Annotated in this window: 24 protein-coding genes; 14 read left to right on the forward strand and 10 right to left on the reverse strand. The window is 72.7% G+C overall.

The annotated features are described in order from the left end of the window. Window positions 1-46: 46 nt before the first annotated feature. Entirely contained in the window at window positions 47-1,651 is a 1,605-nt protein-coding gene (locus OHQ87_RS03885) for an ABC-F family ATP-binding cassette domain-containing protein (protein WP_328345011.1), read from the forward strand. Between the two features lie 15 nt (window positions 1,652-1,666). On the opposite strand, the gene OHQ87_RS03890 is transcribed toward OHQ87_RS03885, so the two are convergent. Next, a complete protein-coding gene (locus OHQ87_RS03890) occupies window positions 1,667-2,269 on the reverse strand; it encodes a cadmium resistance transporter (RefSeq protein WP_328345013.1) in 603 nt (200 codons plus the stop codon). 202 nt (window positions 2,270-2,471) lie between these two features. Here OHQ87_RS03890 and OHQ87_RS03895 point away from each other — a divergent pair, with 202 nt between their 5' ends. The 3 genes from OHQ87_RS03895 to OHQ87_RS03905 all read left to right on the forward strand — a co-directional run bounded on the left by OHQ87_RS03895 (window position 2,472) and on the right by OHQ87_RS03905 (window position 5,605). Continuing rightward, window positions 2,472-2,699 carry a helix-turn-helix domain-containing protein gene (locus OHQ87_RS03895; protein WP_007072022.1) on the forward strand — a complete coding sequence of 76 codons (228 nt, stop codon included), beginning with the start codon at window positions 2,472-2,474 and terminating at the stop codon, window positions 2,697-2,699. Between the two features lie 43 nt (window positions 2,700-2,742). Beyond that, window positions 2,743-3,510 carry an enoyl-CoA hydratase/isomerase family protein gene (locus tag OHQ87_RS03900; RefSeq protein ID WP_328345015.1) on the forward strand — a complete coding sequence of 256 codons (768 nt, stop codon included), beginning with the start codon at window positions 2,743-2,745 and terminating at the stop codon, window positions 3,508-3,510. Window positions 3,511-3,622: 112 nt separating this feature from the next. After that, on the forward strand, window positions 3,623-5,605 hold the full coding sequence (locus OHQ87_RS03905; protein WP_328348731.1) for an ABC transporter ATP-binding protein: 1,983 nt from the start codon (window positions 3,623-3,625) through the stop codon (window positions 5,603-5,605). Between the two features lie 226 nt (window positions 5,606-5,831). Here the strand turns inward: OHQ87_RS03905 and OHQ87_RS03910 are convergent, their stop codons facing one another. The 7 genes from OHQ87_RS03910 to OHQ87_RS03940 all read right to left on the reverse strand — a co-directional run bounded on the left by OHQ87_RS03910 (window position 5,832) and on the right by OHQ87_RS03940 (window position 10,727). Continuing rightward, complete coding sequence (locus tag OHQ87_RS03910; RefSeq protein WP_328345016.1) at window positions 5,832-6,101, reverse strand: hypothetical protein; 270 nt, start codon at window positions 6,099-6,101, stop codon at window positions 5,832-5,834. A gap of 111 nt (window positions 6,102-6,212) precedes the next feature. After that, window positions 6,213-6,905 (reverse strand): G/U mismatch-specific DNA glycosylase, encoded by a 693-nt coding sequence (mug, locus tag OHQ87_RS03915; protein ID WP_442930672.1) that lies wholly within the window; start codon window positions 6,903-6,905, stop codon window positions 6,213-6,215. Then, the gene (locus OHQ87_RS03920; protein WP_328345017.1) at window positions 6,902-7,654 is read right to left on the reverse strand and encodes an SDR family oxidoreductase; all 753 of its coding nucleotides are present in this window, start codon (window positions 7,652-7,654) and stop codon (window positions 6,902-6,904) included. The genes mug and OHQ87_RS03920 overlap by 4 nt, the downstream gene beginning before the upstream one ends. A gap of 33 nt (window positions 7,655-7,687) precedes the next feature. Next, window positions 7,688-8,149: a hypothetical protein gene (locus tag OHQ87_RS03925; RefSeq protein WP_328345018.1), complete on the reverse strand. Its 462-nt coding sequence runs from the start codon at window positions 8,147-8,149 to the stop codon at window positions 7,688-7,690. 119 nt (window positions 8,150-8,268) lie between these two features. Continuing rightward, window positions 8,269-9,087: a DUF692 domain-containing protein gene (locus OHQ87_RS03930; RefSeq protein WP_328345020.1), complete on the reverse strand. Its 819-nt coding sequence runs from the start codon at window positions 9,085-9,087 to the stop codon at window positions 8,269-8,271. After that, on the reverse strand, window positions 9,084-10,025 hold the full coding sequence (locus OHQ87_RS03935) for a TIGR04222 domain-containing membrane protein (protein WP_328345022.1): 942 nt from the start codon (window positions 10,023-10,025) through the stop codon (window positions 9,084-9,086). The genes OHQ87_RS03930 and OHQ87_RS03935 overlap by 4 nt, the downstream gene beginning before the upstream one ends. A gap of 129 nt (window positions 10,026-10,154) precedes the next feature. After that, a complete protein-coding gene (locus OHQ87_RS03940) occupies window positions 10,155-10,727 on the reverse strand; it encodes a TetR/AcrR family transcriptional regulator (protein ID WP_328345024.1) in 573 nt (190 codons plus the stop codon). A gap of 230 nt (window positions 10,728-10,957) precedes the next feature. On the opposite strand from OHQ87_RS03940, the gene OHQ87_RS03945 reads away from it, so the two are divergent. Then, window positions 10,958-11,605: an HAD family hydrolase gene (locus tag OHQ87_RS03945; RefSeq protein ID WP_328345026.1), complete on the forward strand. Its 648-nt coding sequence runs from the start codon at window positions 10,958-10,960 to the stop codon at window positions 11,603-11,605. 235 nt (window positions 11,606-11,840) lie between these two features. Further along, a complete protein-coding gene (locus OHQ87_RS03950) occupies window positions 11,841-12,686 on the forward strand; it encodes a serine protein kinase RIO (RefSeq protein ID WP_442930790.1) in 846 nt (281 codons plus the stop codon). A gap of 47 nt (window positions 12,687-12,733) precedes the next feature. On the opposite strand, the gene OHQ87_RS03955 is transcribed toward OHQ87_RS03950, so the two are convergent. After that, window positions 12,734-12,988 (reverse strand): DUF2630 family protein, encoded by a 255-nt coding sequence (locus OHQ87_RS03955; protein WP_328345030.1) that lies wholly within the window; start codon window positions 12,986-12,988, stop codon window positions 12,734-12,736. Window positions 12,989-13,334: 346 nt separating this feature from the next. On the opposite strand from OHQ87_RS03955, the gene OHQ87_RS03960 reads away from it, so the two are divergent. The 4 genes from OHQ87_RS03960 to OHQ87_RS03975 all read left to right on the forward strand — a co-directional run bounded on the left by OHQ87_RS03960 (window position 13,335) and on the right by OHQ87_RS03975 (window position 17,249). Beyond that, complete coding sequence (locus tag OHQ87_RS03960; protein ID WP_328345032.1) at window positions 13,335-15,770, forward strand: sensor histidine kinase; 2,436 nt, start codon at window positions 13,335-13,337, stop codon at window positions 15,768-15,770. Window positions 15,771-15,848: 78 nt separating this feature from the next. Then, window positions 15,849-16,271 (forward strand): roadblock/LC7 domain-containing protein, encoded by a 423-nt coding sequence (locus OHQ87_RS03965; RefSeq protein ID WP_328345034.1) that lies wholly within the window; start codon window positions 15,849-15,851, stop codon window positions 16,269-16,271. Window positions 16,272-16,276: 5 nt separating this feature from the next. After that, the gene (locus OHQ87_RS03970; RefSeq protein WP_328345036.1) at window positions 16,277-16,663 is read left to right on the forward strand and encodes a DUF742 domain-containing protein; all 387 of its coding nucleotides are present in this window, start codon (window positions 16,277-16,279) and stop codon (window positions 16,661-16,663) included. Beyond that, entirely contained in the window at window positions 16,644-17,249 is a 606-nt protein-coding gene (locus OHQ87_RS03975) for a GTP-binding protein (RefSeq protein WP_328345038.1), read from the forward strand. The genes OHQ87_RS03970 and OHQ87_RS03975 overlap by 20 nt, the downstream gene beginning before the upstream one ends. 76 nt (window positions 17,250-17,325) lie before the next feature. Here the strand turns inward: OHQ87_RS03975 and OHQ87_RS03980 are convergent, their stop codons facing one another. Continuing rightward, window positions 17,326-20,178, reverse strand: a complete 2,853-nt coding sequence (locus tag OHQ87_RS03980) for an aconitate hydratase (protein WP_328345040.1) — start codon at window positions 20,176-20,178, stop codon at window positions 17,326-17,328. Window positions 20,179-20,458: 280 nt separating this feature from the next. Between OHQ87_RS03980 and OHQ87_RS03985 the strand changes: the two genes are divergently transcribed. The 4 genes from OHQ87_RS03985 to OHQ87_RS04000 all read left to right on the forward strand — a co-directional run bounded on the left by OHQ87_RS03985 (window position 20,459) and on the right by OHQ87_RS04000 (window position 22,542). After that, the gene (locus tag OHQ87_RS03985) at window positions 20,459-20,893 is read left to right on the forward strand and encodes a VOC family protein (RefSeq protein WP_328345042.1); all 435 of its coding nucleotides are present in this window, start codon (window positions 20,459-20,461) and stop codon (window positions 20,891-20,893) included. Between the two features lie 34 nt (window positions 20,894-20,927). Beyond that, window positions 20,928-21,428 carry a YcxB family protein gene (locus tag OHQ87_RS03990; RefSeq protein WP_328345044.1) on the forward strand — a complete coding sequence of 167 codons (501 nt, stop codon included), beginning with the start codon at window positions 20,928-20,930 and terminating at the stop codon, window positions 21,426-21,428. A gap of 99 nt (window positions 21,429-21,527) precedes the next feature. Further along, a complete protein-coding gene (locus OHQ87_RS03995) occupies window positions 21,528-21,785 on the forward strand; it encodes a Txe/YoeB family addiction module toxin (RefSeq protein ID WP_328345046.1) in 258 nt (85 codons plus the stop codon). A gap of 100 nt (window positions 21,786-21,885) precedes the next feature. Beyond that, window positions 21,886-22,542 (forward strand): DedA family protein, encoded by a 657-nt coding sequence (locus tag OHQ87_RS04000; protein WP_328345048.1) that lies wholly within the window; start codon window positions 21,886-21,888, stop codon window positions 22,540-22,542. Window positions 22,543-22,590 lie beyond the last annotated feature (48 nt).

Consider the following 22,590-nt stretch of genomic DNA (forward strand, 5'->3'; position numbering starts at 1 on the left):
CGTGCCCTGAGTCAGCCCTTCCAGATCCCGAGAGCGAGTACCGGAAATGATCAGTGTCACCGGCCTGGAGCTGCGCGCCGGTTCCCGGATTCTACTGTCCGACACCACCCTTCGGGTACAGCCCGGTGACCGGATCGGACTGGTCGGCCGCAACGGCGCCGGCAAGACCACCACCCTCAAGGTGCTGGCCGGCGAGGGGCAGCCGTACAGCGGGCAGATCGACAGGCGCAGCGCCATCGGTTACCTGCCGCAGGACCCGCGTACCGGCGACCTGGAGGTCACCGGCCGGGACCGGGTGCTCTCCGCCCGGGGGTTGGACGTGCTGATGGCCCAGATGAACGAGATCGAGCAGCGGCTCGCCGAGGGCGTCGACGACAAGCTGGTCCGCCGCTACGGCGCGCTGGAGGACCAGTTCGCCTCGCTGGGCGGGTACGCCGCCGAGGCCGAGGCCGCCCGGATCTGCGCCAACCTGGGGCTGCCCGACCGGGCGCTCGCCCAGACCATCGGCACCCTCTCCGGTGGCCAGCGCCGCCGCATCGAGCTGGCCCGGATCCTGTTCCGGGACGCCGGTGAGAACGGCGGCGGCATCCTGCTGCTCGACGAGCCCACCAACCACCTCGACGCCGACTCGATCACCTGGCTGCGCGGTTTCCTCGCCAACCACAAGGGCGGTCTGATCGTGATCTCCCACGACGGTTCGCTGCTGGAGTCGGTGGTCAACAAGGTCTGGTTCCTGGATGCCACCCGTTCCGTGGTCGACGTCTACAACCTGGGCTGGAAGGCCTACCAGGAGGCCCGGGAGACCGACGAGCGGCGACGTCGCCGGGAGCGGGCCAACGCCGAGAAGAAGGCCGGCGCGTTGATGGCGCAGGCCGACAAGATGCGGGCCAAGGCCACCAAGACCGTCGCGGCGCAGAACATGGCCCGCCGGGCCGAGAAGCTGATCTCCGGGCTGGAGGAGGTGCGCGTCTCGGACAAGGTGGCGAAGGTCCGCTTCCCCAACCCCGCGCCGTGCGGCAAGACCCCGCTGACCGCGACCGGCCTCTCCAAGTCGTACGGCTCGCTGGAGATCTTCACCGACGTGAACGTCGCGGTGGACCGCGGCTCCCGGGTGGCCATCCTCGGGCTCAACGGTGCCGGCAAGACCACCCTGCTGCGGATGCTCGGCGGGCTGCTCCCACCGGACACCGGCGAGGTGCACGCCGGGCACGGCCTGCGGTTGGGCTACTACGCCCAGGAGCACGAGACGCTGGACGTGGAGCGGACGGTGCTGGAGAACATGCGGGCGGCGGCGATCGAGCAGTCCGACACCGACCTCCGCAAGATCCTCGGTGCCTTCCTGTTCTCCGGCGAGGACGTGAACAAGCCCGCCGGGGTGCTCTCCGGTGGCGAGAAGACCCGACTCGCCCTGTCGACCCTGGTCTGCTCCGGCGCGAACGTGCTGCTGCTGGACGAGCCGACGAACAACCTCGACCCGGTCAGCCGCGAGCAGGTGCTCGACGCCATTGCCAACTACCCCGGCGCGATCGTGCTGGTCACCCACGACCCCGGCGCGGTGCTCGCCCTCAAGCCCGACCGGGCGATCCTGCTCCCCGACGGTGACGAGGACGCCTGGAGCGACGACCTGCTCGAACTGGTCGAGCTGGCCTGATCCCGCCGGTCACGGTCAGCCGGCGAGGTCGGCCAGCCGGCCGAGGACGCCCGAGCCGACGAGGATCACCAGACCGATGCCGATGAAGACGGCCGGGACCAGCCAGTGGCCGGCCCGGCCGATCAGGCGGACCACCCGGGGGTGGCCGCCCAGCAGGGCGGCGGCCCCGCACCAGACGGCGACCAGGGCCGCGAAGACCAGCAGGTAGACGAGCGCGGTGCCCGGGTCGAGGGAGCGGAACACCGGGACGTAGACGGCGATGTTGTCGGCACCGTTGGCGATCGTCACGCCGGTGACCCCGAGCAGCCCGCCGACCACGGACGGCGGAGCGTCGTCGTCGGTGCGGGCCAGCAGCGCCCGGACCCCGAGCGCGACCGGCAGCAGCCCGAGCAGGCCGGTCCACGGGTCGGGGACCACCAGCAGGCCGGCGGCGACCACCAGGCCCACCGCGACGAGAGCGGTGATGCCGAGGTACTGGCCGGACACGATCTGCCACGGGCGGGGCCGTCCGGTGCCCCGGGCGGCCACGAAGAGCACGGTCAGCACCACGATGTCGTCGAGGTTGGTGGCAGCGAAGACGGCCGCGGCTGCGCTCACGGCACCCCACAGGTCGGTCACGACCGGCAGGCTACGGGCCGCTCACCGGGCCCGCGACGGCGCGGTTCCCGCCGACGACCGGCCGGGCCGTCACTCTATCGGGTTGGCGACACTGCATAGCGTGTCGGTTGGCGAAGAGTTGATATCTGGCGCATGATCGTTCGAGGCGGTCTAATAGGTGGGACCGTATCGAACCGCACAGTCTGGGACGTGAGGAATCAGCATGGCAGCCACTGGCACAGCCACCAGCACTGAGAAGGGTCGCCGGATCGTCGGAGCCGAGCGTCAGACGCTCGCCAAGGACCTGGTAAAGCGGTACACCGGCGGGGAGAGCATCCGTGCGCTCGCCGCTTCGACCGGGCGATCCTACGGGTTCATCCACCGGGTGCTCACCGAGTCCGGTGTGCAGCTGCGGCAGCGCGGCGGCGCCCGGCGTCGTAAGAAGGCGTGACCCGCCCACCAGCGTCGTCCGTCAGCGCGCCCCGGGTGGTCCGGTGACCGCCGAGACAGCCGGGGTGCGACTGCACTGCGACGGGCCGGTCGCGACGGTCACGTTGTGCCGGCCCGACGTGCTCAATGCCCAGACCCCGGCGATGTGGCGCGCGATGAGCGACTTCTCCCGGGACCTGCCCGGCGACGTGCGCGTCGTGGTGGTACGTGGCGAGGGGCGGTCCTTCTCCGCCGGCCTCGACCTGTCGGTGGCCGGTGCCCAGGGGCCGGGTTCCTTCGCTGAGCTGTCCACCCTGCCCGAGCAGGAGTGCGCCGACCGGATCGCCGGTTACCAGCAGGGTTTCACCTGGCTGCACCGTCCGGACGTGATCTCGGTGGCGGCCGTGCAGGGCCATGCCATCGGCGCGGGTTTCCAGCTCGCGCTCGCCTGCGACCTGCGGGTGCTCGCCGAGGACGCCCGCTTCTCGATGGCCGAGGTGACCCTCGGCCTGGTCCCCGACCTGGCCGGCACGAAGCGGCTGGTCGAGTTGGTCGGCTATGCGCGTGCCCTGGAGCTCTGCGCCACCGGCCGGCGGATGGACGCCGCCGAGGCCGAGCGGATCGGGTTGGCCAACCTGGTGGTGCCGAAGACCGAACTGGACGGGGCGGTACGGGATCTCACCGCCGGTCTGCTCGCCGGTGACCGGGACGCGGTGGTGGAGATCAAGGCGCTGCTCGCCGCTGCCGCCGACCGCTCCCACCCCGAGCAGCAGCGGGCCGAGCGCGAGGCGCAGACCCGCCGGCTGCGCGACCTCGCGGGCCGGGGCGAATAGTAAGGACTGCTCGGGAAGAGTCGGGTTACCGCCGAGGTTGTCGTAGTCGTCGGGAGAATCGACCCGACGGTGTGTGCTGCCCACGACGCGGAGGTGACCGATGTCCAACCCGATGGCGGGCGGCAACATGGCCGGCTGGAGCATGCTCCGGTCGATACGCCACGGCGACGAGGTCTCCGCCCACCGGCTCAACCGCGGCACCGCCAGGCGGATCATGACGTTCGCTGACCCCTACCGGCGGGACATCGTCGTCTTCCTGGTGACCGTGGTGATCGCGGCGGTGATCGGGGTGGCCACCCCGGTGCTCGCCGGCCACGTGATCAACGCGATCAGCGGGGGTGGCCCGGAGGCCGGTGCCACAGTCGTCCGGTTCGCCCTGATCATCGGCGCGTTGGCGGTCGCCGACGCGCTCTTCTCCCTCGCCCAGCGGTGGTACTCGGCCCGCATCGGCGAAGGGATCATCCTCGACCTGCGTACCCGGGTCTACGACCACGTGCAGCGGATGCCGTTGCAGTTCTTCACCCGCACCCAGACCGGCGCCCTGGTCAGCCGGCTCAACAACGACGTGATGGGCGCCCAGCGGGCGTTCACCTCCACCCTGTCGGGGGTGGTCAGCAACGTCATCCAACTGGTGCTCACCGCCGGCGTGATGTTCACCCTCTCCTGGCAGATCACCACGCTCTCGCTGGTCCTGCTGCCGATCTTCGTGATCCCGGCGCGACGGGTCGGCAAGCGGCTGGCCGAGATCACCCGGGAGTCGTACAACCTCGACGCCAAGATGAACGCCACGATGACCGAGCGGTTCGGGGTGTCCGGGGCGCTGCTGGTCAAGCTGTTCGGTGCGCCCGAGGTGGAGGCGGGCCGGTTCGCCGCGCGGGCCGAGCGGGTCCGTGACATCGGCATCCAGTCGGCGATGTACTCGCGGACCTTCTTCGTGGCGATGCTGCTGGTCGCCTCGCTGGCCCAGGCACTCACCTACGGGCTCGGCGGCTGGCTGGCGGTCACCGGCGCGGTCAGCGCCGGCACCGTGGTCACCCTCGCCCTACTGCTCACCCGCCTCTACGGTCCGCTGACCGCGCTGTCCAACGTCCGGGTCGACGTGATGAGCGCGCTGGTCTCCTTCGACCGGGTCTTCGAGGTGCTCGACCTGCGTCCCGGCATCGAGGAGAAGCCCGACGCGGTGCCGGTGCCCCTGGGTGCCGGGCGGGTCGAGTTCCACGACGTCCGGTTCCGCTACCCGGCCGCCGCCGACGTCTCGCTGGCCTCGCTGGAAGAGGTCGCCACCCTCGACCGGACGGCCAACGAGCCGGTGCTCAAGGGCGTCTCGTTCAGCGTCGAACCGGGGCAGATGGTGGCCCTGGTCGGGCCGTCCGGTGCCGGCAAGTCCACCCTGTCCATGCTGATCTCCCGGATCTACGACGTCACCGACGGCGAGGTACGGGTCGGCGGGGTCGACGTCCGGGACGCCACCCTCGCCTCACTGCGCGACGAGATCGGCGTGGTCACCCAGGACTCCCACCTGTTTCACGAGACGATCGCCGAGAACCTGCGGTACGCCAAGCCGGACGCCACCGACGACGAGATCTGGGCGGCGTTGGCCGGCGCCCAGGTGGCCGACCTGGTGCGGGCCCTGCCCGACGGGCTGGAGACGACGGTCGGCGAGCGCGGCTACCGCTTCTCCGGTGGCGAGAAGCAGCGCATCGCCATCGCCCGGCTGCTGCTCAAGGCCCCGTCGATCGTGATCCTCGACGAGGCCACCGCCCACCTCGACTCGGAGAGTGAGGCGGCGGTGCAGCGGGCCCTGGCCGTGGCGCTGACCGGTCGTACCGCCCTGGTGATCGCGCACCGCCTCTCCACCGTCCGCGACGCCGACCAGATCCTCGTCCTCGACGACGGCCGGATCGTCGAACGGGGCCGGCACGAGGAGCTGGTCGCGGTCGGTGGGCTCTATGCCGAGCTGTACCGCACCCAGTTCGCGGTCGCCGACTCGCCGGCCCCGCACGCCGAGGCGGATCAGCCCGAGCCGATCATCACCACCGTGCCGATGGGCACCTACGTCGCGCAGGAGGCGTTGCCCCCGGCCGTGGCCAACTAGTGGGCTGTCCATGGACGGTTCACCGCGCCGGCGCGGTAGGGCCGGCACGCGGGAGTGGATCAGAAGTACACCGTTCCGGTCTTCGTGTGGGTGGTGTACTGGTTGCCCGGCTAGAAGGTCGATCCGGAGACGGTGATCTGCACGTTGGTGAATCCGTAGCTGGAGACGAGATCGCCGCTGGAGATTCCGCAGTTCTGGTAGTAGACGGTGTGGCTGGCGGTGGTGGTTACCCCTGGATGGTCACCTGGGAACTCGGGTAGGTGCTCTGGCCGCAGAGCGTCACCGAGTAGCTCGCCTGGGTGCTCCCCGCCGTCCCCGTCACGGTTCCGGTGGCGGTGCCGAGGGACTGGGTGTTGTTGTATCCACCTTCGACCGAGACGGTGAACGGGGCCGTGGCCGCCTGGGCGCTGGTGACAGGGAGCGTTGCCACTGCGGCCACGCCGACGGTGCCGGCGGCCAGCAGGCGGACGAAGCGGGAAGAACGGACCTGGGGCATGCCTACTCCAACGGGGGTGGGGAGGGTTTCACGACACGGGGCACGTGACATTCCCATCTCCTCCGGGCGAGGTCGTTCCGGGACGGACGCCCGCCGAGGCTCCCCCGTCGGTCAGCTGACGGATGGGGGTGGCTGGCCGGCGACGGCCGCGCGCAGCTCGCCGAAGGCGGCCCCCAGCGTCTGCGGGGTGAAGTGGGCGTTCAGGCCGCTCGGGTTGGGCAGCACCCAGAGCCGGGCACCGGCCAACGGCTCCGGCTGCGGACCGAAACGGGCCTTCGGCCGGGAGAAACCGATCCGGTACGCGGTCACCCCGACCACGGCCACCCAGGTCGGCCGGTGGAGGGCCACCTTGTCGGTAAGCGTCCGCGCGCCCGCCACCAGCTCCGCCGGGGTCAGCTCGTCGGCCCGCGCGCTGGCCCGAGCCACCATGTTCGTGATGCCCAGCCCGTAACCGGGCAACGTGTCCTGTTCGCTCGGGTGCAGCTGCCGCGGGGTGAAGCCGCCCCGGTGCAGGGCCGGCCAGAAGCGGTTGCCGGGCCGGGCGAAGTGCCATCCGGTGGCCGCCGACCAGAGGCCCGGGTTGATCCCGACGAAGAGCACCACGAGCCCGGGGCCGAGCACGTCCGGGATGGTGCCGTCCGCCGCCGCGGCCAACTCCGCCCGATCCGGCCGCCGGACGACCGTTTCGCCGCAACGCCGGGCCGGGCCGGGGGTGGGACCGACGGGCTCGCGGGGTCGGTCGGGGGTGGGGCCGGCCGGGTCGGTGGGGCCGGCCGGGTCGGGGGAGCTGTGGGGCGGGTTCACAGGCCGCGCAGGGCGCCGCCGTCGACCGGGACGGTGACCCCGGTGACGTAGCTGGCGGCGGGGGAGAGCAGGAAGGCGGCGACCCGCCCGAACTCGGCCGGATCACCGATGCGGCGCAGCGGGATGCCGGCCGCCGCCCGGGACCGGGCCGCCTCGTCGTCGCCGAGCAGTTGCCGGTTGCGGTCGGTCAGGAAGCGGCCGGGCAGCAGGCCCAGCACCCGTACGCCGTGTGGGCCGTACTCGTCGGCCAGGTCCTTGGCCACCCCGGCCAGGCCGGGGCGCAGACCGTTGGAGATGCCGAGGCCGGTGATCGGCGTACGGGCCGAGGTGGAGAGCACCATGCCGATCGCGCCGCCGTCGGTGAGCGCGGCGGCCACCGTCCGGGCCGTCCGCACCGTACCCAGGAAGACCGTCTCGAAGGACTCCCGCCACTGCGCGTCGCTTACCTGCGCGGCGGTTCCCGGTGGCGGCCCACCGACCGAGACGAGCGCCCCGTCGAGCCGGCCGAAGTGCTCGCGGGCCGCAGCCACCAGCCGCTCGGGGGCGTCCGGGTCGGCCAGGTCGGCGACGAGGCCGATCGCGTGCCCGGGGCCACCCAGCCGGTCGACCGCCTCGGCGACCCGTTCCGGCGTCCGGGCCGACAGGACCACCCGTGCCCCGTCGTCGACCAGGCAGCGCGCCGTCGCGAAGCCGAGACCCCGGGAAGCGCCGGTCAACACGTACACCCGGCCGGTCAGTTCGAGATCCATGCCCGCGATCCTGCCGTACCCGGGCCGGTGGGGTCAGCGGCGGGCCGGGCGCAGTAGGCGTACCCGACCGGCGAACTGGAGGGCGACGGCCCCGCCGGTGCGGGCGATGGCCGGCAGCCGGCGGTGGCGTGGCGGGTGTCGCCCGTCGTAGCGGTGGGCGGCCTCCCGCCCGACCAGCTCCTCCGCGCCGAGCGGGGGAAGTGCCGTGCGGTCCCGCAGCTCGCGGGCGAGGTCCCAGCCGTCGCGCAGCGAACCGGCGCTGGGGCGGTCGGCCGCCCAGTCGCGGAAGGTGGTCCACCAGGCGTCACCGAGGCCGGCGGCGAGCAGCGGCCAGTGCCGGGCCACCTCCCCGGCCCGCTTGCGCAGCAGGGCTGCCCGGGTCGCGTCGACCCGGTCGGTGGCGAAGCCGGCCGGCACCGGTGCCCCCGCGACCAGTGCCGCGACCAACGCGGCCTGCCGGGCGGCCAGCCCCGTCGGCGCGCCGGCACCGCCCACGGGGGCCGACCCCGCCGGTGGGACGGGGCCGGCGGGCGGGGCGGGCCCGGCCGGCGGGGTCGACCTGGCGGGTGGAGCCGGTTCGGTCGGCGGGGTGGGATCGGCCGGGTGGGGCGCGGTCATGTGACGGCCGGGTGGCCGGCGGCGACGGCGAGGGCGTCCAGTTCGGCGCGTAGCTCGGTGGCGGGCGGGTAGTGGCCGTCGCGCTCCAGCAGCAGCGCGGGCGGACTGCGACGGGCGCAGAGTGCCCCGACCAGCTCCAGCACCTCGGCGGGCACCGGATCGGTGTGCGTGTCGTGGTAGAGCCCGCCGCGTTCCGCCCCGCCGGCCACGTGCACGTAGGAGATCCGTTCCACAGGCAGCCGGTCCAGCAGGAGCTGCGGGTCCTCGCCCCGGTTGCGGGCGTTGGCGTAGACGTTGGCCACGTCGAGCAGCAGCCCCGCCCCGGTGGCGTCGAGGATCTCGGTGAGGAAGTCCGCCTCGTCCAGCTCGTCGTCGGGCCAGTCGAACAGGGCGGCGATCGGCTCCAACGCCAGCGGCACCGGCAGCTCGGCCTGGGCCCGCCGGACGTTCGCCACCACCGCCGCCACCGCCTCCCGGGTACGCGGCAGCGGCAGCAGGTGCCCGGCCTCCAGGCCGCCGGCCCGGACGAAGGCGACGTGCTCGCTGACCAGCGGCGCGTCGACCAGCTCGGCCACCCGGGCCAGGTGCGTCACCCGGGCCGGGTCGACCGGTTCCGCGCCGCCGAGGGAGAGCCGCACCCCGTGCGGTACGACGGTGACGCCGCGCTCCCGCAGCGCGGCCAACCCGGGCGGGAGCGGACCGTCCGGGGCGAGCGACTCCGCCACCACCTCGACGAAGCGCAGCCCCGGCAGCTCGGCGACGAAACCGGCGATCTCCGGCCGCCAGCCGATGCCCACCCCGCTCGGCCCGGTCATCCGCCGCATCCCCCACCGCCACCGCAGGAGCTGCCACCGCCACAGGAGGACGAGCCGCCGCTACAGGACGAGCTGCTCCCGCACGAGGAGCTCGCGGGGGTGGAGGAACCCGAGTAGTAGCCGCCGCCGCTGCTGGCGTTCAGCGCCTGCCGCTGGATCTCCGCCTGCTCGGCGAAGCCCGGGTCGAGCGCGTAGAGGGAGACGGTGCCGAACAGTGCGACGCCCATCGCCGCGCCGGCCGGTCCGTAGGTCGCGTAGGCAGGTGAGGAATCGGGGGCGAGGTGGTTGTTGCTGCGCCGCAGGCCGCGCAGCGCCACGTTCGCCGCCCTGGTCCGGCGGGGCGTACGGGCCAGCAGGGCGAACGCCACCCCGAGCCCGGCCAGGGCCATCAGCAGCCAGCCGACGGGTCGTCCGTTGACCACGCCGGCGACCAGCCGGACCACGCCCAGGGCCAGGAGCACCAGCAGCAGGTTCCGCCCTCGCCGCAGCGCCCGGACCCCGTCGGCGTCGATCAGCAGGCCGCGCTGCTCCAGCCCCTGGCGCAGCTGCTCCAGGGCGCGGGCCACCCCGGAGTCGCGCTGCAGCTTCCGGGCGGCGACCGGCTGGCGGGCGGCGTGCCGGATCGCATGGTCGAGCGGGGTGACGCCGGTGGGCGTCGGCCCGGCGGCGATCAGCCGGCGGTCCGGTCGGACGCCGATCGCGCCGGCTCCGCGCAGGCCGCCCAGCGCCGCCCAGACGGCGAGCTGGTCGCCGCCGTTGAGGTAGGCCACCTGCTGCGGCCCGAGCTGGTCGACGCCGGCGGAGGCGGGACCGGCGGTGGTCCGGCGGCGGTGCAGCAGCGTGCCGACCACGGCGACGCCGGCTACCAGCAGGTAGAGCTTGAGGAAGAGCGAGCCGGGGATGCCCCAGGTGTCGCCCGGTGCGGCGAGGATGTTCATCGGCTGCTCCTGTCGCGCGAGGGGATCGCGGCCTCATTGTGGAGCAGCCCCGCCACGCCGGCACCGGGGCGGTGGGCGAGTTACCGAGCCGAGACCTGTCCTGCCGCGCGGCCGTCCGCAGGGGAGGGGTCAGCGTCGCCGGACGGCCTCCTCGACCAGGTCCAGCACCGGCCCGAGGTCACCGGCGGGCCGCCCCATCGCCAGGTGCAGCACCAGCCCGTCGTACGCCAGCTCCAGGAACTGGGCCAGCACGGCGATGTCGATGTCCTCGCGGAGCACCCCCGCCTCGCGTTGCCGGACGAGCCGGTCCCGGGTCGCCTCGGCGATGGCGGCGGAGCGTTCCGCCCAGCGGCGGGCGAAGGCCGGGTCGGTGCGCAGCCGGCGGGACACCTCCAGCTGACTGCCCAACCAGCCGGTGGTGTCCGGGGAGACCGCACGGGCCAGCAGGTCCCGCATCACCTGGACCAGGCCGTTGCGGGCCACCGTGGAGACCATCACGGCGGCGTCGTCCTCGGCCACGGCGAGGAAGAGGGAGTCCTTGTCGCGGAAGTGGTGGAAGATGGCGCCCCGGGACAGCCCGGTCGCCTCCTCCAGCCGGCGTACGGTGGCTCCCTCGTAGCCGTGCCGGGCGAAACAGGCCCGAGCCGCGCCGAGGATCTCCTGGCGGCGCGCGTCGAGCTGATCCTGACTTACTCTGGGCACGGGTTGATCGTCGCAGGTGACCCTCCGCAAGGCAAACCGTACGTACGGCTTGCTATTGACCCGTCGCCTCGGCCAGTAGGACGCCCGTCCGGTTAGGATCGGCCGGTGCCGACAGCCCCGGTCACCTCCCCGTACCCGCCCGCCGTACCCCCCGACGCCGGCTGCCCGACGGTCGTCGGCGGGTAGCTCGGCCCTGTCGGCGGCGGTCCTCTCTCCCGTAAGGTGCCTCAGTGCCGTTGCTCCTGCTCGACCTGGACAACACCCTGCTCGACCGGGCCGGGCCGTTCCGCGCCTGGGCCGAGGGTTTCCTGGCCGAGATCGGTGCGCCGGCGACCGACATCGACTGGCTGCTGTCCATCGACGCCGACGGCCTGACCGACAGGTGGGACATCGCCGACGCCATCCGGGACCGGTACGCGCTGCGCATCCCCTCCATCGACCTGGTCGAGGAGCTGCACGACGGGGTGGTCGGGTACACCCGGCTGGACCCACTGGTGGCCTGCGCGCTGCGGATCGCCGACGACGCCGGGTGGCTGCCGGTGGTGGTCACCAACGGCTCGGTCCGGCTGGAGGATGCCAAGATCCGGCAGACCGGCCTGGACCGCTACGTCGCCGACTGGGTGATCTCCGAGGAGGCCGGGGTGAGCAAGCCCAACCCCCGGATCTTCGCGCTGGCCGCCCAGCGGGCCCGGTTGCCGCTGCGCGGCGCCTGGGTGGTGGGGGACAGCCCGGAGGCGGACATCGGCGGGGCCGCCGCGGTCGGGCTGCCGAGCGTCTGGCTGCACCGGGGCCGGAGCTGGACCGACGACCGGTTCGCCCCCACCCGTACCGTCGACTCGTTGATCGCGGCGGTCTCGGTGGTGCTCGCCGGCGGGTAAATCGGTTGCACCCCGGTCGGGGCGTCCGCCAGCATGGGCCCGCGCAGGCACGCGCAGCCGGGCGGGGCCCGGTCGAGGAGAGGGGGTCGGTCATGGCCGCATTCGCAGGGTCGTACCACCTGCCTCCACCAGCCTCGACCAAGGGATCACCAGCACCGTGCGCGAACACGACCTCCCGGCGCCGCAGCGCCGTGGCCGCGGCAAGAGCCGCTTCGACGACGACGAGACACCCTTCCTGACGTACGGCCGGCAGCCGGCCCCTACCGGCCCCGACGACGAACCCGACCCGCAGGACCACTGGTCTTCCTGGGACGAGGCCGTCCACGGCCCCGAACCCCACCCGCAGTGGCTGGTCACCGAGCTGGCCGCCCGGGACACCGAACTCGGTGTGCTCAAGACCGGCAAGGAGGCGGACGTCCACCTCGTCCGCCGGTCGGTGCCCGACACCGACCGGTCCTGTGTGCTGGCCGTCAAGCGGTACCGGGACGCCCAGCACCGGCTCTTCCACCGCGACGCCGGCTACCTGGAGGGCCGCCGGGTACGCCGGTCCCGGGAGAACCGGGCGATGGCCGGCCGGACGGCCTTCGGGCGGCAACTGATCGCCGGTCAGTGGGCCGCGGCCGAGTTCACCGCGCTGTCCCGGCTCTGGGAGATCGGTGCCGGGTCCGGGCGGATCGCCGTGCCGTACCCGGTCCAGCTGCTCGGCACCGAGCTGATGCTGGAGTTCGTCGGCGACCCCGACGCAGGCACCGCCGCCCCCCGGCTGGCCCAGGTACGCCCCGACCCGGCGCAGCTGCGCTCCCTGTGGGAACAGTTGGTCGACGCCCTGGTGGTGCTGGCCCGGGCCGGCTACGCCCACGGCGACCTGTCGCCGTACAACCTGCTGGTGCACGCCGGGCGGCTCGTCGTGATCGACCTCCCGCAGGTGGTCGACGTGGTGGCCAACCCGCAGGGGCCGGAGTTCCTGGCCCGCGACGTGCGGGTGGTGGCCGCCTGGTTCACCGCCCGGGGGCTGCCGGCCGCCGACACCGACCCGGCCGAGCTGACCGGGATGCTGCTGCGCGAGGCGGGGGTGCACTGAAGCGGTGACGTCCCGGACGGCCGACGGCCGTCCGGGACGTCGGGCGTTCACTGGAGGTAGCGTTCGACCTCCGACACCGGTCGGGTGCCCTGTGCCTCCGGGTCGCCGTGGGCCTCGCGGGCCGCCCGGCGGCGACGCAGCAGGTCCCAGCACTGGTCCAGCGACTCCTCCAGCGCGCGCAGCTGTTCCTTGGCCTCGTCGTCGGTGCCGGACTCGTGGGCCTGGGCCGTCGACCGGAGCCGGTGCTCCTCGTCGACCAGTTCCGAGATCCGGTGCAGGATGGTCTTGTCGTCCATGCCCATGAGCCTGGCACAGCGGGGTCGGCTACGCCCGCGTTCGGGGTCGGCCGGGCCCGTCGGCGGTGCGGTGGGTGCGGCCGGGTGCGGTCGCGGTGAGAGCCAGGGTGAACTCGCCCACCCGTGACCCACCGTGCCGTTCGGACGTCGCGTCGGGTGCGGGACCGCGTACCGTCCTGCCGGCACTGTCCACGGGGGCCACGACCACCCCCCGGACCTGCGGCACCGGCCCCGTCGCCATGATCAGCAGAGGTTGAGCGATGGTGGTGTCGACTGCTAGCGTGCGCCGGGTTCAGGTGTGTCGTGACGCGTCGGGCGTCCGGCGGCCACGGTCCGGCCCGGGGGCGGTGTGATGGGTTCCGGCAGCACGCGTCTGCGTACCAAAATCGTCGCCCTGCTCACCTCGCTCGTCGCGCTCTGGTCCTTCGCCGCCTGGGTGACCGTCCGGGACGGCTTCAACCTGCTCTGGGTCCAGACGCTCAACAGTCGGGTGGCCGACCCGGGGGAGTCGCTGCTCACCGCCCTCCAGGACGAGCGTCGTCTCGCCAACGCCTACCTGGGCGAGCGCGGCCAGCGGCAACTCGACGCGTTGACCGTCCAGTGGCAGCGCACCGACCAGGTGGCGGACGACTTCGGCACCTCGGTGGGCAGCTGGCAGGCCGAACTGGCCACCGGGGACGACACCCGCCGCCGGGTGGACGAGGTGCTGACCGGCCTGAGTGGCCTGACCGGCGTGCGTGAGTCGGTGCGCGACGCCGGGACGAACCGGGCCGAGGCGTCCGCCGCGTACACCTCGATCCTCGCCGCGGTGCTGCGGATGTACGGCTCGCTGGGCCAGCTCGACGACGCGCGGATCGCCGCGGAGAGCGAGACCCTGGTCGACCTCTACCAGGTGCGGGAGCTCATCTCCCAACAGGACGCCCTGGTCACCGGCGTGCTCGCGGCGGGCCGGATGACCGGCGACGAGTACGCCCGCTTCGCCCAGCTGGTCGGTGCCCAGCGTTACCAGACGGCAGAGGCGGTCGCCGAGCTGTCCCCGGCCGACCGGGTCCGGTACGACCAGCTCGCCGGGTCGGACGCGGTGGCCCGGTTCCGGGCGCTGGAGGACCGGGTGATCCAGCAGTCCCGGTCGGGGACCACCCTGCCGTTGACCGCCGAGGAGTGGCAGTCGACAGTCGGGCCGGCGATGCAGGCCCAGGTGGACTTCGGGGTGACCGTCGGCGACGCGCTCATCGACCGGGCCACCCCGGTCGCGGTGGGTGTCATCGTCCGGCTGGTGCTCGCCGCCGGCCTCGGTCTGATCGCCGTGATCGCCTCCATCGTGGTGTCGATCAGCACCGCCCGGCACCTGGTCCGCCAGCTGGCCCGGTTGCGCGACGCCGCGCTGCGGCTGGCCCACGAGCGGTTGCCCGGCGTGGTGGAGCGGCTCGGCCACGGCGAGGACGTCGACGTGGCCCGGGAGGCCCCGCCGCTGGACTTCGGCGACGACGAGATCGGTCAGCTGGGCCGGGCCTTCAACGCGGTGCAGGAGACCGCCGTCCGGACGGCGGTGGAGCAGGCCGAGCTGCGCCGCAACGTCCGGGAGGTGTTCCTCAGCCTGGCCCGGCGCACCCAGGCGCTTGTGCACCGACAGCTCACCCTGCTCGACGCGATGGAGCGGCGGGAACACGACGCCGAGGAGCTGGAGGACCTGTTCCGGGTCGACCACCTGGCCACCCGGATGCGCCGCAACGCGGAGAACCTGATCGTGCTCTCCGGCGCCACCCCCGGCCGGGCCTGGCGACGCAACGTGCCCATGGTGGACGTGGTGCGCGGCGCGGTCGCCGAGGTCGAGGACTACACCCGGGTGGACGTGCTGCCGCTCGGGCCGGTCGCGCTCGCCGGCCGGGCGGTCGGTGACGTGATCCACCTGCTCGCCGAGCTGATCGAGAACGGACTGTCCTTCTCACCGCCACACACCACCGTCGAGGTGCGGGGCCAGCGGGTGACCGCCGGGTTCGCCATCGAGATCTCCGACCGTGGTCTGGGCCTGACCGGGGAGGAACTGGTCGCGGCCAACCGCCGCATCGCGGACCGGTCCGAGCTGAACCTGGCCGACGCCGCCCGGCTGGGGCTGTACGTGGTCAGCCGGCTGACCGAGCGGCACGGGGTGAAGGTGCAGCTCAAGGAGTCCGCCTACGGCGGGACGACCGCCGTGGTGCTGATCCCGTCGGAGCTGGTCGTGCCGGGCGATCCGAGCCCGTCCGGCGCGCTGCCGGTCGTCGCCGACAGCCCGGTCACCCCCGCCGCGCCGCCGCCGGTGACCGGCGCCGTGCCGCCCTCGGCTCCGGCGGCCGTGCCGCCCTCGGGCGCGCTGACCCCGGCCGGTCTACCGGCCCGGTCCCGCAAGCGTCCCCCGGCGCATGACGCGCTGCACGCGCCGACCGTCCCGACCGGCCTGCCGGTGACCGTCGCCCGACCGTCCACCCCGCCCGTTCCGACGCCCCGGGACGAGCCGACGGCCGACGCCGGTGGCGGTCCGCCGTCGCCTACTGTGGAGGGGCCGGTGACCGATGCCGGCCTGCCGGTGCGGGTGCGGCAGGCGAACCTGGCGCCCGAGCTGCGGGCCTCCCCGACCGGTGGGGAGACCGGGGCCGGTGGTGCGGTTCGGCGTGCACCCGAGCAGGTGCGCCAGCTGATGAGCGCCTACCAGTCGGGCACCCGGCGCGGCCGGGCCGACGCGGCCCGGCTGCTGGAGGGCAGCGGCACCGGTGGTCGGTCGGAGGACGGAGACGACCCGGCGACCTGACGGCGTCGCGACGGACGCGACGCCGACGACGGGGACGGCAACCGAGCACGGCGCGAGCGCCGGGGAAGAGGACGACGAGTGGGGCAGACGACGGCATCCGGTGCCGACCTGACGTGGTTGCTGGACGATCTGGTCGGCCGGGTGAAGCAGGCCGAGCACGCCGTCGCGCTCTCCACCGACGGCCTGCTGATGGCCGCGTCCCGGGGGATGGGCCGGGACGACGGGGAACACCTCGCCGCGATGGCCGCCGGCATCCAGAGCCTGGCCCGGGGCGCCGGCAAACGCTTCGGCGGTGGGCAGGTCCAGCAGACCATCATCGAGATGGAGTCGTCGTTCCTGTTCGTCACCGCGGCCGGGCCGAACGCGTGCCTGGCCGTGCTGGCGGACACCGACGCCGACGTGGGCCTGATCGCGTACGAGATGGCGATGCTTGTCGCCCGGGTGGGCAAGTACCTGGCGTCGCCGGCCCGGGGTGTCGACCGGCCGTCCGGCGGGAACTGACCGCGATGGCCGGTGAGGGCGACACCGAGGAGGAGCGGTGGGTCGACGAGCACGCGGGGCCCGTGGTGCGCCCGTACGCGGTCACCCGGGGCCGGGCCCGCCCGGTGACCGGCTCGTTCGATCTGATCTCCCTGGTCACGGCGACCCGGACGAACGTCGCCGAGGAGGTCGGGTGGGGGCCCGAGCACGTGGCGATAGTGGCGCTGACCCAGCGCATCCAGTCGGTGGCCGAGATCGCCGCCCGACTGGACCTGCCGGTGGGCACCGTACGGGTGCTCCTCGGCGACCTGGTGGCGCAGGACCTGGTCCGGGTGCAGGAGCCCCGTGAGCCGGCCGGCGTGAAGGACGAGAGCATCTACGAGGCGGTGATCAATGGACTACGGGCACTCTGAACGTCCGGCGGGGGCGCGGGTGCTGCCCACCGCCCTCAAGGTTCTGGTGGCGGGCGGTTTCGGGGCGGGCAAGACCACGCTGGTCGGGGCGGTGAGCGAAAGCCGTCCGCTGCGCACCGAGGAGGTGCTGACCGAGACCGGCATCGGCGTCGACGACCTGTCCGGAGTGGAACGCAAGAGCACCACCACGGTGGCGATGGACTTCGGCCGGATCACCATCAGCGGTGACCTGGTGCTCTACGTCTTCGGCACCCCGGGGCAGGACCGCTTCTGGTTCCTCTGGGACGAGTTGTCGGTGGGCGCGCTCGGCGCGGTGGTGCTGGCCGACACCCGGCGGCTGGCCGACTGCTTCCCGTCGATCGACTACTTCGAGGGGCGGGGCACCCCGTTCGTGGTGGCGGTGAACTGCTTCGAGGGCGCCCGCCGCTTCGGCCTCGACGAGGTACGCGCGGCGCTGGACCTGGACCCGGACGTGCCGCTGCTGCTCTGCGACGCCCGGCAGCGGGAGTCCGGCCGGGACGTGCTGATCACCCTGTTGGAGCACGCCATGAAGACCCGGAACTCGCGACGACGCCCGGCCCACTGACCGGACCCGCCCGGCGGCCACCATCGAAGAAACGGGCCTCTTCCCACCGGAAGAGGCCCGTTTCGTACGCCGTGGGTCAGCTGGCGATCATGCGGCGCAGCACGTACTGCAGGATGCCGCCGTGCCGGTAGTAGTCCGCCTCACCGGGGGTGTCGATCCGGACCACCGCGTCGAACTCCACACCCGTGTCGGTGGTGACCCGCACCGTACGCGGGGTGTCGCCCTCGTTGAGCGCGGTCACGCCGGTGATGGAGAAGGTCTCCGTGCCGGTGAGGCCGAGCGACTCGGCGGTGGTGTCCACCGGGAACTGCAACGGCAGCACGCCCATGCCGATCAGGTTGGACCTGTGGATCCGCTCGTACGACTCGGCGATGACCGCCCGGACGCCGAGCAGCATGGTGCCCTTGGCCGCCCAGTCGCGCGACGAGCCGGAGCCGTACTCCTTGCCGGCCAGGATGACAAGCGGGACACCGGCGGCCTGGTAGGCGGTGGAGGCGTCGTAGATGGTGGTCTGCTCGCCGGTCAGGTGGTTGACCGTGAAGCCGCCCTCCACCCCGGGGACGAGCTGGTTGCGCAGCCGGATGTTGGCGAAGGTGCCCCGGATCATCACCTCGTGGTTGCCCCGGCGGGAGCCGTACGAGTTGAACTCGTGCCGCGGCACGCCGTGCTCGGCGAGGTAGCTGCCGGCGGGGGAGTCGGCCTTGATCGCGCCGGCCGGGGAGATGTGGTCGGTGGTGACCGAGTCGCCCAGCTTGGCCAGCACCCGGGCGTCGGCGATGTCGACGACCGGGCTCGGCTCCTGCCGCATGCCCTCGAAGTACGGGGGCTTGCGCACGTAGGTGGAGTCGTCGGCCCAGGCGAAGGTGTCGCCGGTCGGGGTGGGCAGCGACTGCCACCGCTCGTCACCGGCGAACACGTCGGCGTAGGCGGCGCTGAAGCCGGTCGCGCCGATCGACTTGGCGATGACGTCCTGGATCTCGGCGCTGTTGGGCCAGATGTCACGCAGGTAGACCGGGTTGCCCTCGGTGTCCTCGCCGAGCGGCTCGTTGGCCAGGTCGATGTCCATCGTGCCGGCCAGCGCGTACGCCACCACCAGCGGCGGGGACGCCAGGTAGTTCATCTTGACGTCCGGGTTGATCCGGCCCTCGAAGTTCCGGTTGCCCGACAGCACCGACACGACGGCCAGGTCGTTCTCGTTGACCGCGGCGGAGACCTCCTCCGGCAGCGGGCCGGAGTTGCCGATGCAGGTGGTGCAGCCGTAGCCGACCAGGTTGAAGCCGAGCTTGTCGAGGTAGGGCGTGAGACCGGCGCGCTCGTAGTAGTCCATGACGACCTTGGAGCCGGGCGCCAGCGTGGTCTTGACCCACGGCTTGCGGGACAGGCCCTTGTCGACGGCGTTGCGGGCCAGCAGGGCGGCCCCGATCATCACCTGCGGGTTGGAGGTGTTGGTGCAGGAGGTGATCGCCGCGATCACCACCGCGCCGTGGTCCAGCTCGTACTCCACGCCGTCGGTGCCGGTGACCCGGACCGGGTTGCTGGCCCGGCCGCCGGCGCCCACGGCGGCGGTCTCCAGGTCGCGCGGCTCGTCGGCCGGGTCGCTGAAGTCGTTGGCGGGCGGGTCGCTGGCCGGGAACGACTCGGCGCTGGCCTCGTCGGCCGGGCCGTTGGCGGCCCGGGGCAGCTGCTCGCGGGCCACGCTGGGCTTGACGCCGCGCTCACCGGCGGAGTCGTCGGCGACGTAGTCGGTCAGCGCCGAGCGGAACAGCGTCTTGGCGACCCCGAGCGGCACCCGGTCCTGCGGGCGCTTCGGCCCGGCCAGGGACGGCTCGATGGTGCCCAGGTCCAGCTCCAGGCGCTCGGAGTACTCCGGCTCGTGGTCCGGGTCGTGCCAGAGCCCCTGCTCCCTGGCGTACGCCTCGACCAGCGCGACCTGAGCCGCGTCGCGGCCGGTCAGCTCCAGGTAGCGGACGGTCTCGGCGTCGATCGGGAAGATCGCGACGGTGGAGCCGTACTCGGGGGACATGTTGCCGATGGTGGCCCGGTTGGCCAGCGGCACGGCGCTGACGCCGGGGCCGTAGAACTCGACGAACTTGCCGACCACGCCGTGCTTGCGGAGCATCTCGGTGATGGTGAGCACCAGGTCGGTGGCGGTGGTGCCGGCCGGCATCTCGCCGTGCAGCTTGAAGCCGACGACCCGGGGGATCAGCATGCTGACCGGCTGGCCGAGCATCGCGGCCTCGGCCTCGATGCCGCCGACGCCCCAGCCCAGCACGCCCAGGCCGTTGACCATGGTGGTGTGCGAGTCGGTGCCGACCACGGTGTCCGGGTACGCCTGCCCGTTGCGCTCCATGATCGTACGGGCCAGGTACTCGATGTTGACCTGGTGCACGATGCCGGTGCCCGGCGGGACGACCTTGAACTCGTTGAACGCGCTCTGGCCCCAGCGCAGGAACTGGTAGCGCTCCCTGTTGCGCTCGTACTCCAGCTCGACGTTGCGGGCGAAGGCGTCCTCGCGGCCGAACAGGTCGGCGATGACGGAGTGGTCGATGACCAGCTCGGCCGGGGCCAGCGGGTTGACCTTGGTGGCGTCGCCACCCAGCTCACGGACCGCCTCGCGCATGGTGGCCAGGTCGACCACGCACGGTACGCCGGTGAAGTCCTGCATCAGCACCCGCGCCGGGGTGAACTGGATCTCCACGCTCGGGTCCGCGGTGGGATCCCACGCGCCGAGCTGCGAGATGTGGTCGGCGGTGATGTTCGCGCCGTCCTCGGTCCGCAGCAGGTTCTCCAGCAGGATCTTCAAGCTGTAGGGCAGTCTGTCGTGCCCCGGCACCTGACCGATCCTGAAAATCTCGTAGCTCGCGTCTCCGACGCGTAGCTGGGTCTTCGCACCGAAGGTGTCGAGGCTCGCCACGTCGTACTCCTTCACACCAGCGACCGTGAGTAGTCCTGAGCAGTCTGTCGCACCGGGCGGAACGTCGCCGAGGTTAGGTGACACTTACCGCCGATTCGTCGTCTTCAACAAAACCGTACGTCCGTCTTGCTATTGACGCAACCCGGTGCCAGGGTTCGGGACGGGAGGTGCCGCCGGTCGCCCGTGACGGCAACGGATCGTCGGGCCACCCTCACCCGCGCAGCCGATGGCGTACCTCGGCGAGCAGGTCGACCTGCGGGCACCGGGTGTCGGGCCTGGTCGCTATGGTTCTCCGATGGCATCGGTCAGGCAGTTCCAGGTCACCTTCGACTGCGCGGAGCCCGAGCGGGTCGCCCGCTTCTGGTGCGAGGTGCTGGGTTACGTCGTGCCACCACCACCTGAGGGGTTCGCCGACTGGGGCGAGTTCGATCGTGCGCTGCCGCCCGAGCGGCAGGGCTCGGCGTTCGCCTGCGTCGATCCCTCGGGGGTCGGCCCCCGCCTGTTCTTCCAGCGTGTACCCGAGGGCAAGGTGGTCAAGAACCGGCTGCACCTCGACGTGCGGGTCGGCACCGGGCTGGTGGGCGAGGAGCGGCTGGCCGCCCTGGAGGCCGAGTGCTCCCGCCTGCTCGCGCTCGGCGCGACCCGGGTACGCCTGCTGACCGCCGACGGGTTCAACGAGTCGTGCCTGGTGATGCAGGACGTCGAGGGCAACGAGTTCTGCCTCGACTGACCGCACGGCGTCGCGCCGCACTATCGTTTCGGCCGTGCACATCCGATTCGACGTTCCGGCCGATCCCGCCTACCCGGGCCGGGTGGCCGCGGCACTGAGCGGCGTACGGCTGCGCCGGTTCGGCCTCATCGGCGCGGCGCTGGCAGCGGTCGGGGCGGTCGGCGCCGCCGTCTCGTGGGGGCTCTCCCGGGGTGACCGGTTCTCGTCGCTGTGGTGGGTGCTGCTCGTCGGCGGCCTGCTGTCGATGCTGTACGCGCCGTGGGTGCGGTGGCGGGCCCGACGCCGCTCCGACGACTATGCGGTCGAGGGCGGCTACGACATCACCGACGACAACATCATGATGCGCAGCGGCTCGGAGTCCGGCGGCATCGCCTGGGACGGGGTCACCCAGGTGCGGGAGGCCGGCGAATTCTGGATCGTGTACGTCGGCCGGATGCCGGCGACGGTGATCCCCCGCTGGCTGATGTCCGCCGGGGATGCCGAGACGTTGCGTGCCTTCATGACCGCCCGCCGCCTGCTCCAGACGGTGGACTGAGGCACAGTTTTCTGCGCTGCGCCGATCGATGGCGGAACTCGACCGGGGTGACGCGGCCGAGCGTGAGCTGATCGACCCGGAGACCGTACGGGACGTCGCGTGAGGCTGGTCTTCACCGCAACGGCATGGAGCCAGTACCTCAACCACACGGACCGGAAACTGGTCAAGCGCGTCAACGACCTGATCGCCGACGTGCTGCGCGACGGCTACGAGGGGATCGGCAAGCCGGAACCCCTTCGGGGTGAGCTGTCCGACTTCTGGTCCCGCCGGATCGATCGCGAGCACCGGTTGGTCTACCGGATCAGCAAGGAGGGCGTCGAGATCGTCGCCTGCCGGTACCACTACGGCGACCGGTAAGGGACCGGAGCGGGAGCCCGGTCCGCCGCCGCCCCACGGGTGCCCCACCCCGGCAGCCCGGCGCGGGTATGGTTCGAGGTCGGGTCGGAAGGGGTGCGTAGTGATCGACGTGCAGCACTGGCTCTCCGCGCTTCCTCCGGTCGTGGTCTACCTGATCGTCGGCGGGGTGATCGGCATCGAGAGCATGGGCGTGCCGCTGCCCGGCGAGATCGTGCTGGTCAGCTCGGCGTTGCTGGCCGCCACCGGAGTGGTCGAGCCGCACTGGGTCGCCACCGCGGCGGCGTTCGGCGCGATCGTCGGCGACTCCATCGGCTACGCGGTGGGTCGGCGCGGCGGGCGTCCACTGCTGGCCCGGCTGGGCCGACGCTTCCCGAAACACCTGGGCCCGGCACAACTCGCCCGCGCCGAGCAGAGCTTCGCCCGGCACGGTGTCTGGGCGGTCTTCTTCGGCCGGTTCGTCGCCCTGCTGCGCATCCTCGCCGGGCCGCTGGCCGGCGCGCTGCACGTGCCGTACCGCCGGTTCCTGGTGGCCAACGCGGCCGGCGGCCTGGTCTGGGCCTTCGGCACGACCTACCTGCTCTACACCCTCGGCCGGGCGGCCGAGCACTGGCTCAAGGACATCTCCTGGGCCGGCCTGGTCCTGGCGGTGCTCGGCGGGCTGGGCAGCACCTGGTGGCTGCGCCGCCGGGCCCGTCGGCTGGAGTCGTCGACTGCCACCGACGAGGCCGAGCCGATCGGGGCCGGCACCGACCGCTGAACCGCGGCCATCCGTCCATCCTGCCGGACACCCTGTAACCGGCGAACC

The sequence above is a fragment of the Micromonospora sp. NBC_00421 genome (genome assembly GCF_036017915.1).
Lineage (GTDB): Bacteria > Actinomycetota > Actinomycetes > Mycobacteriales > Micromonosporaceae > Micromonospora.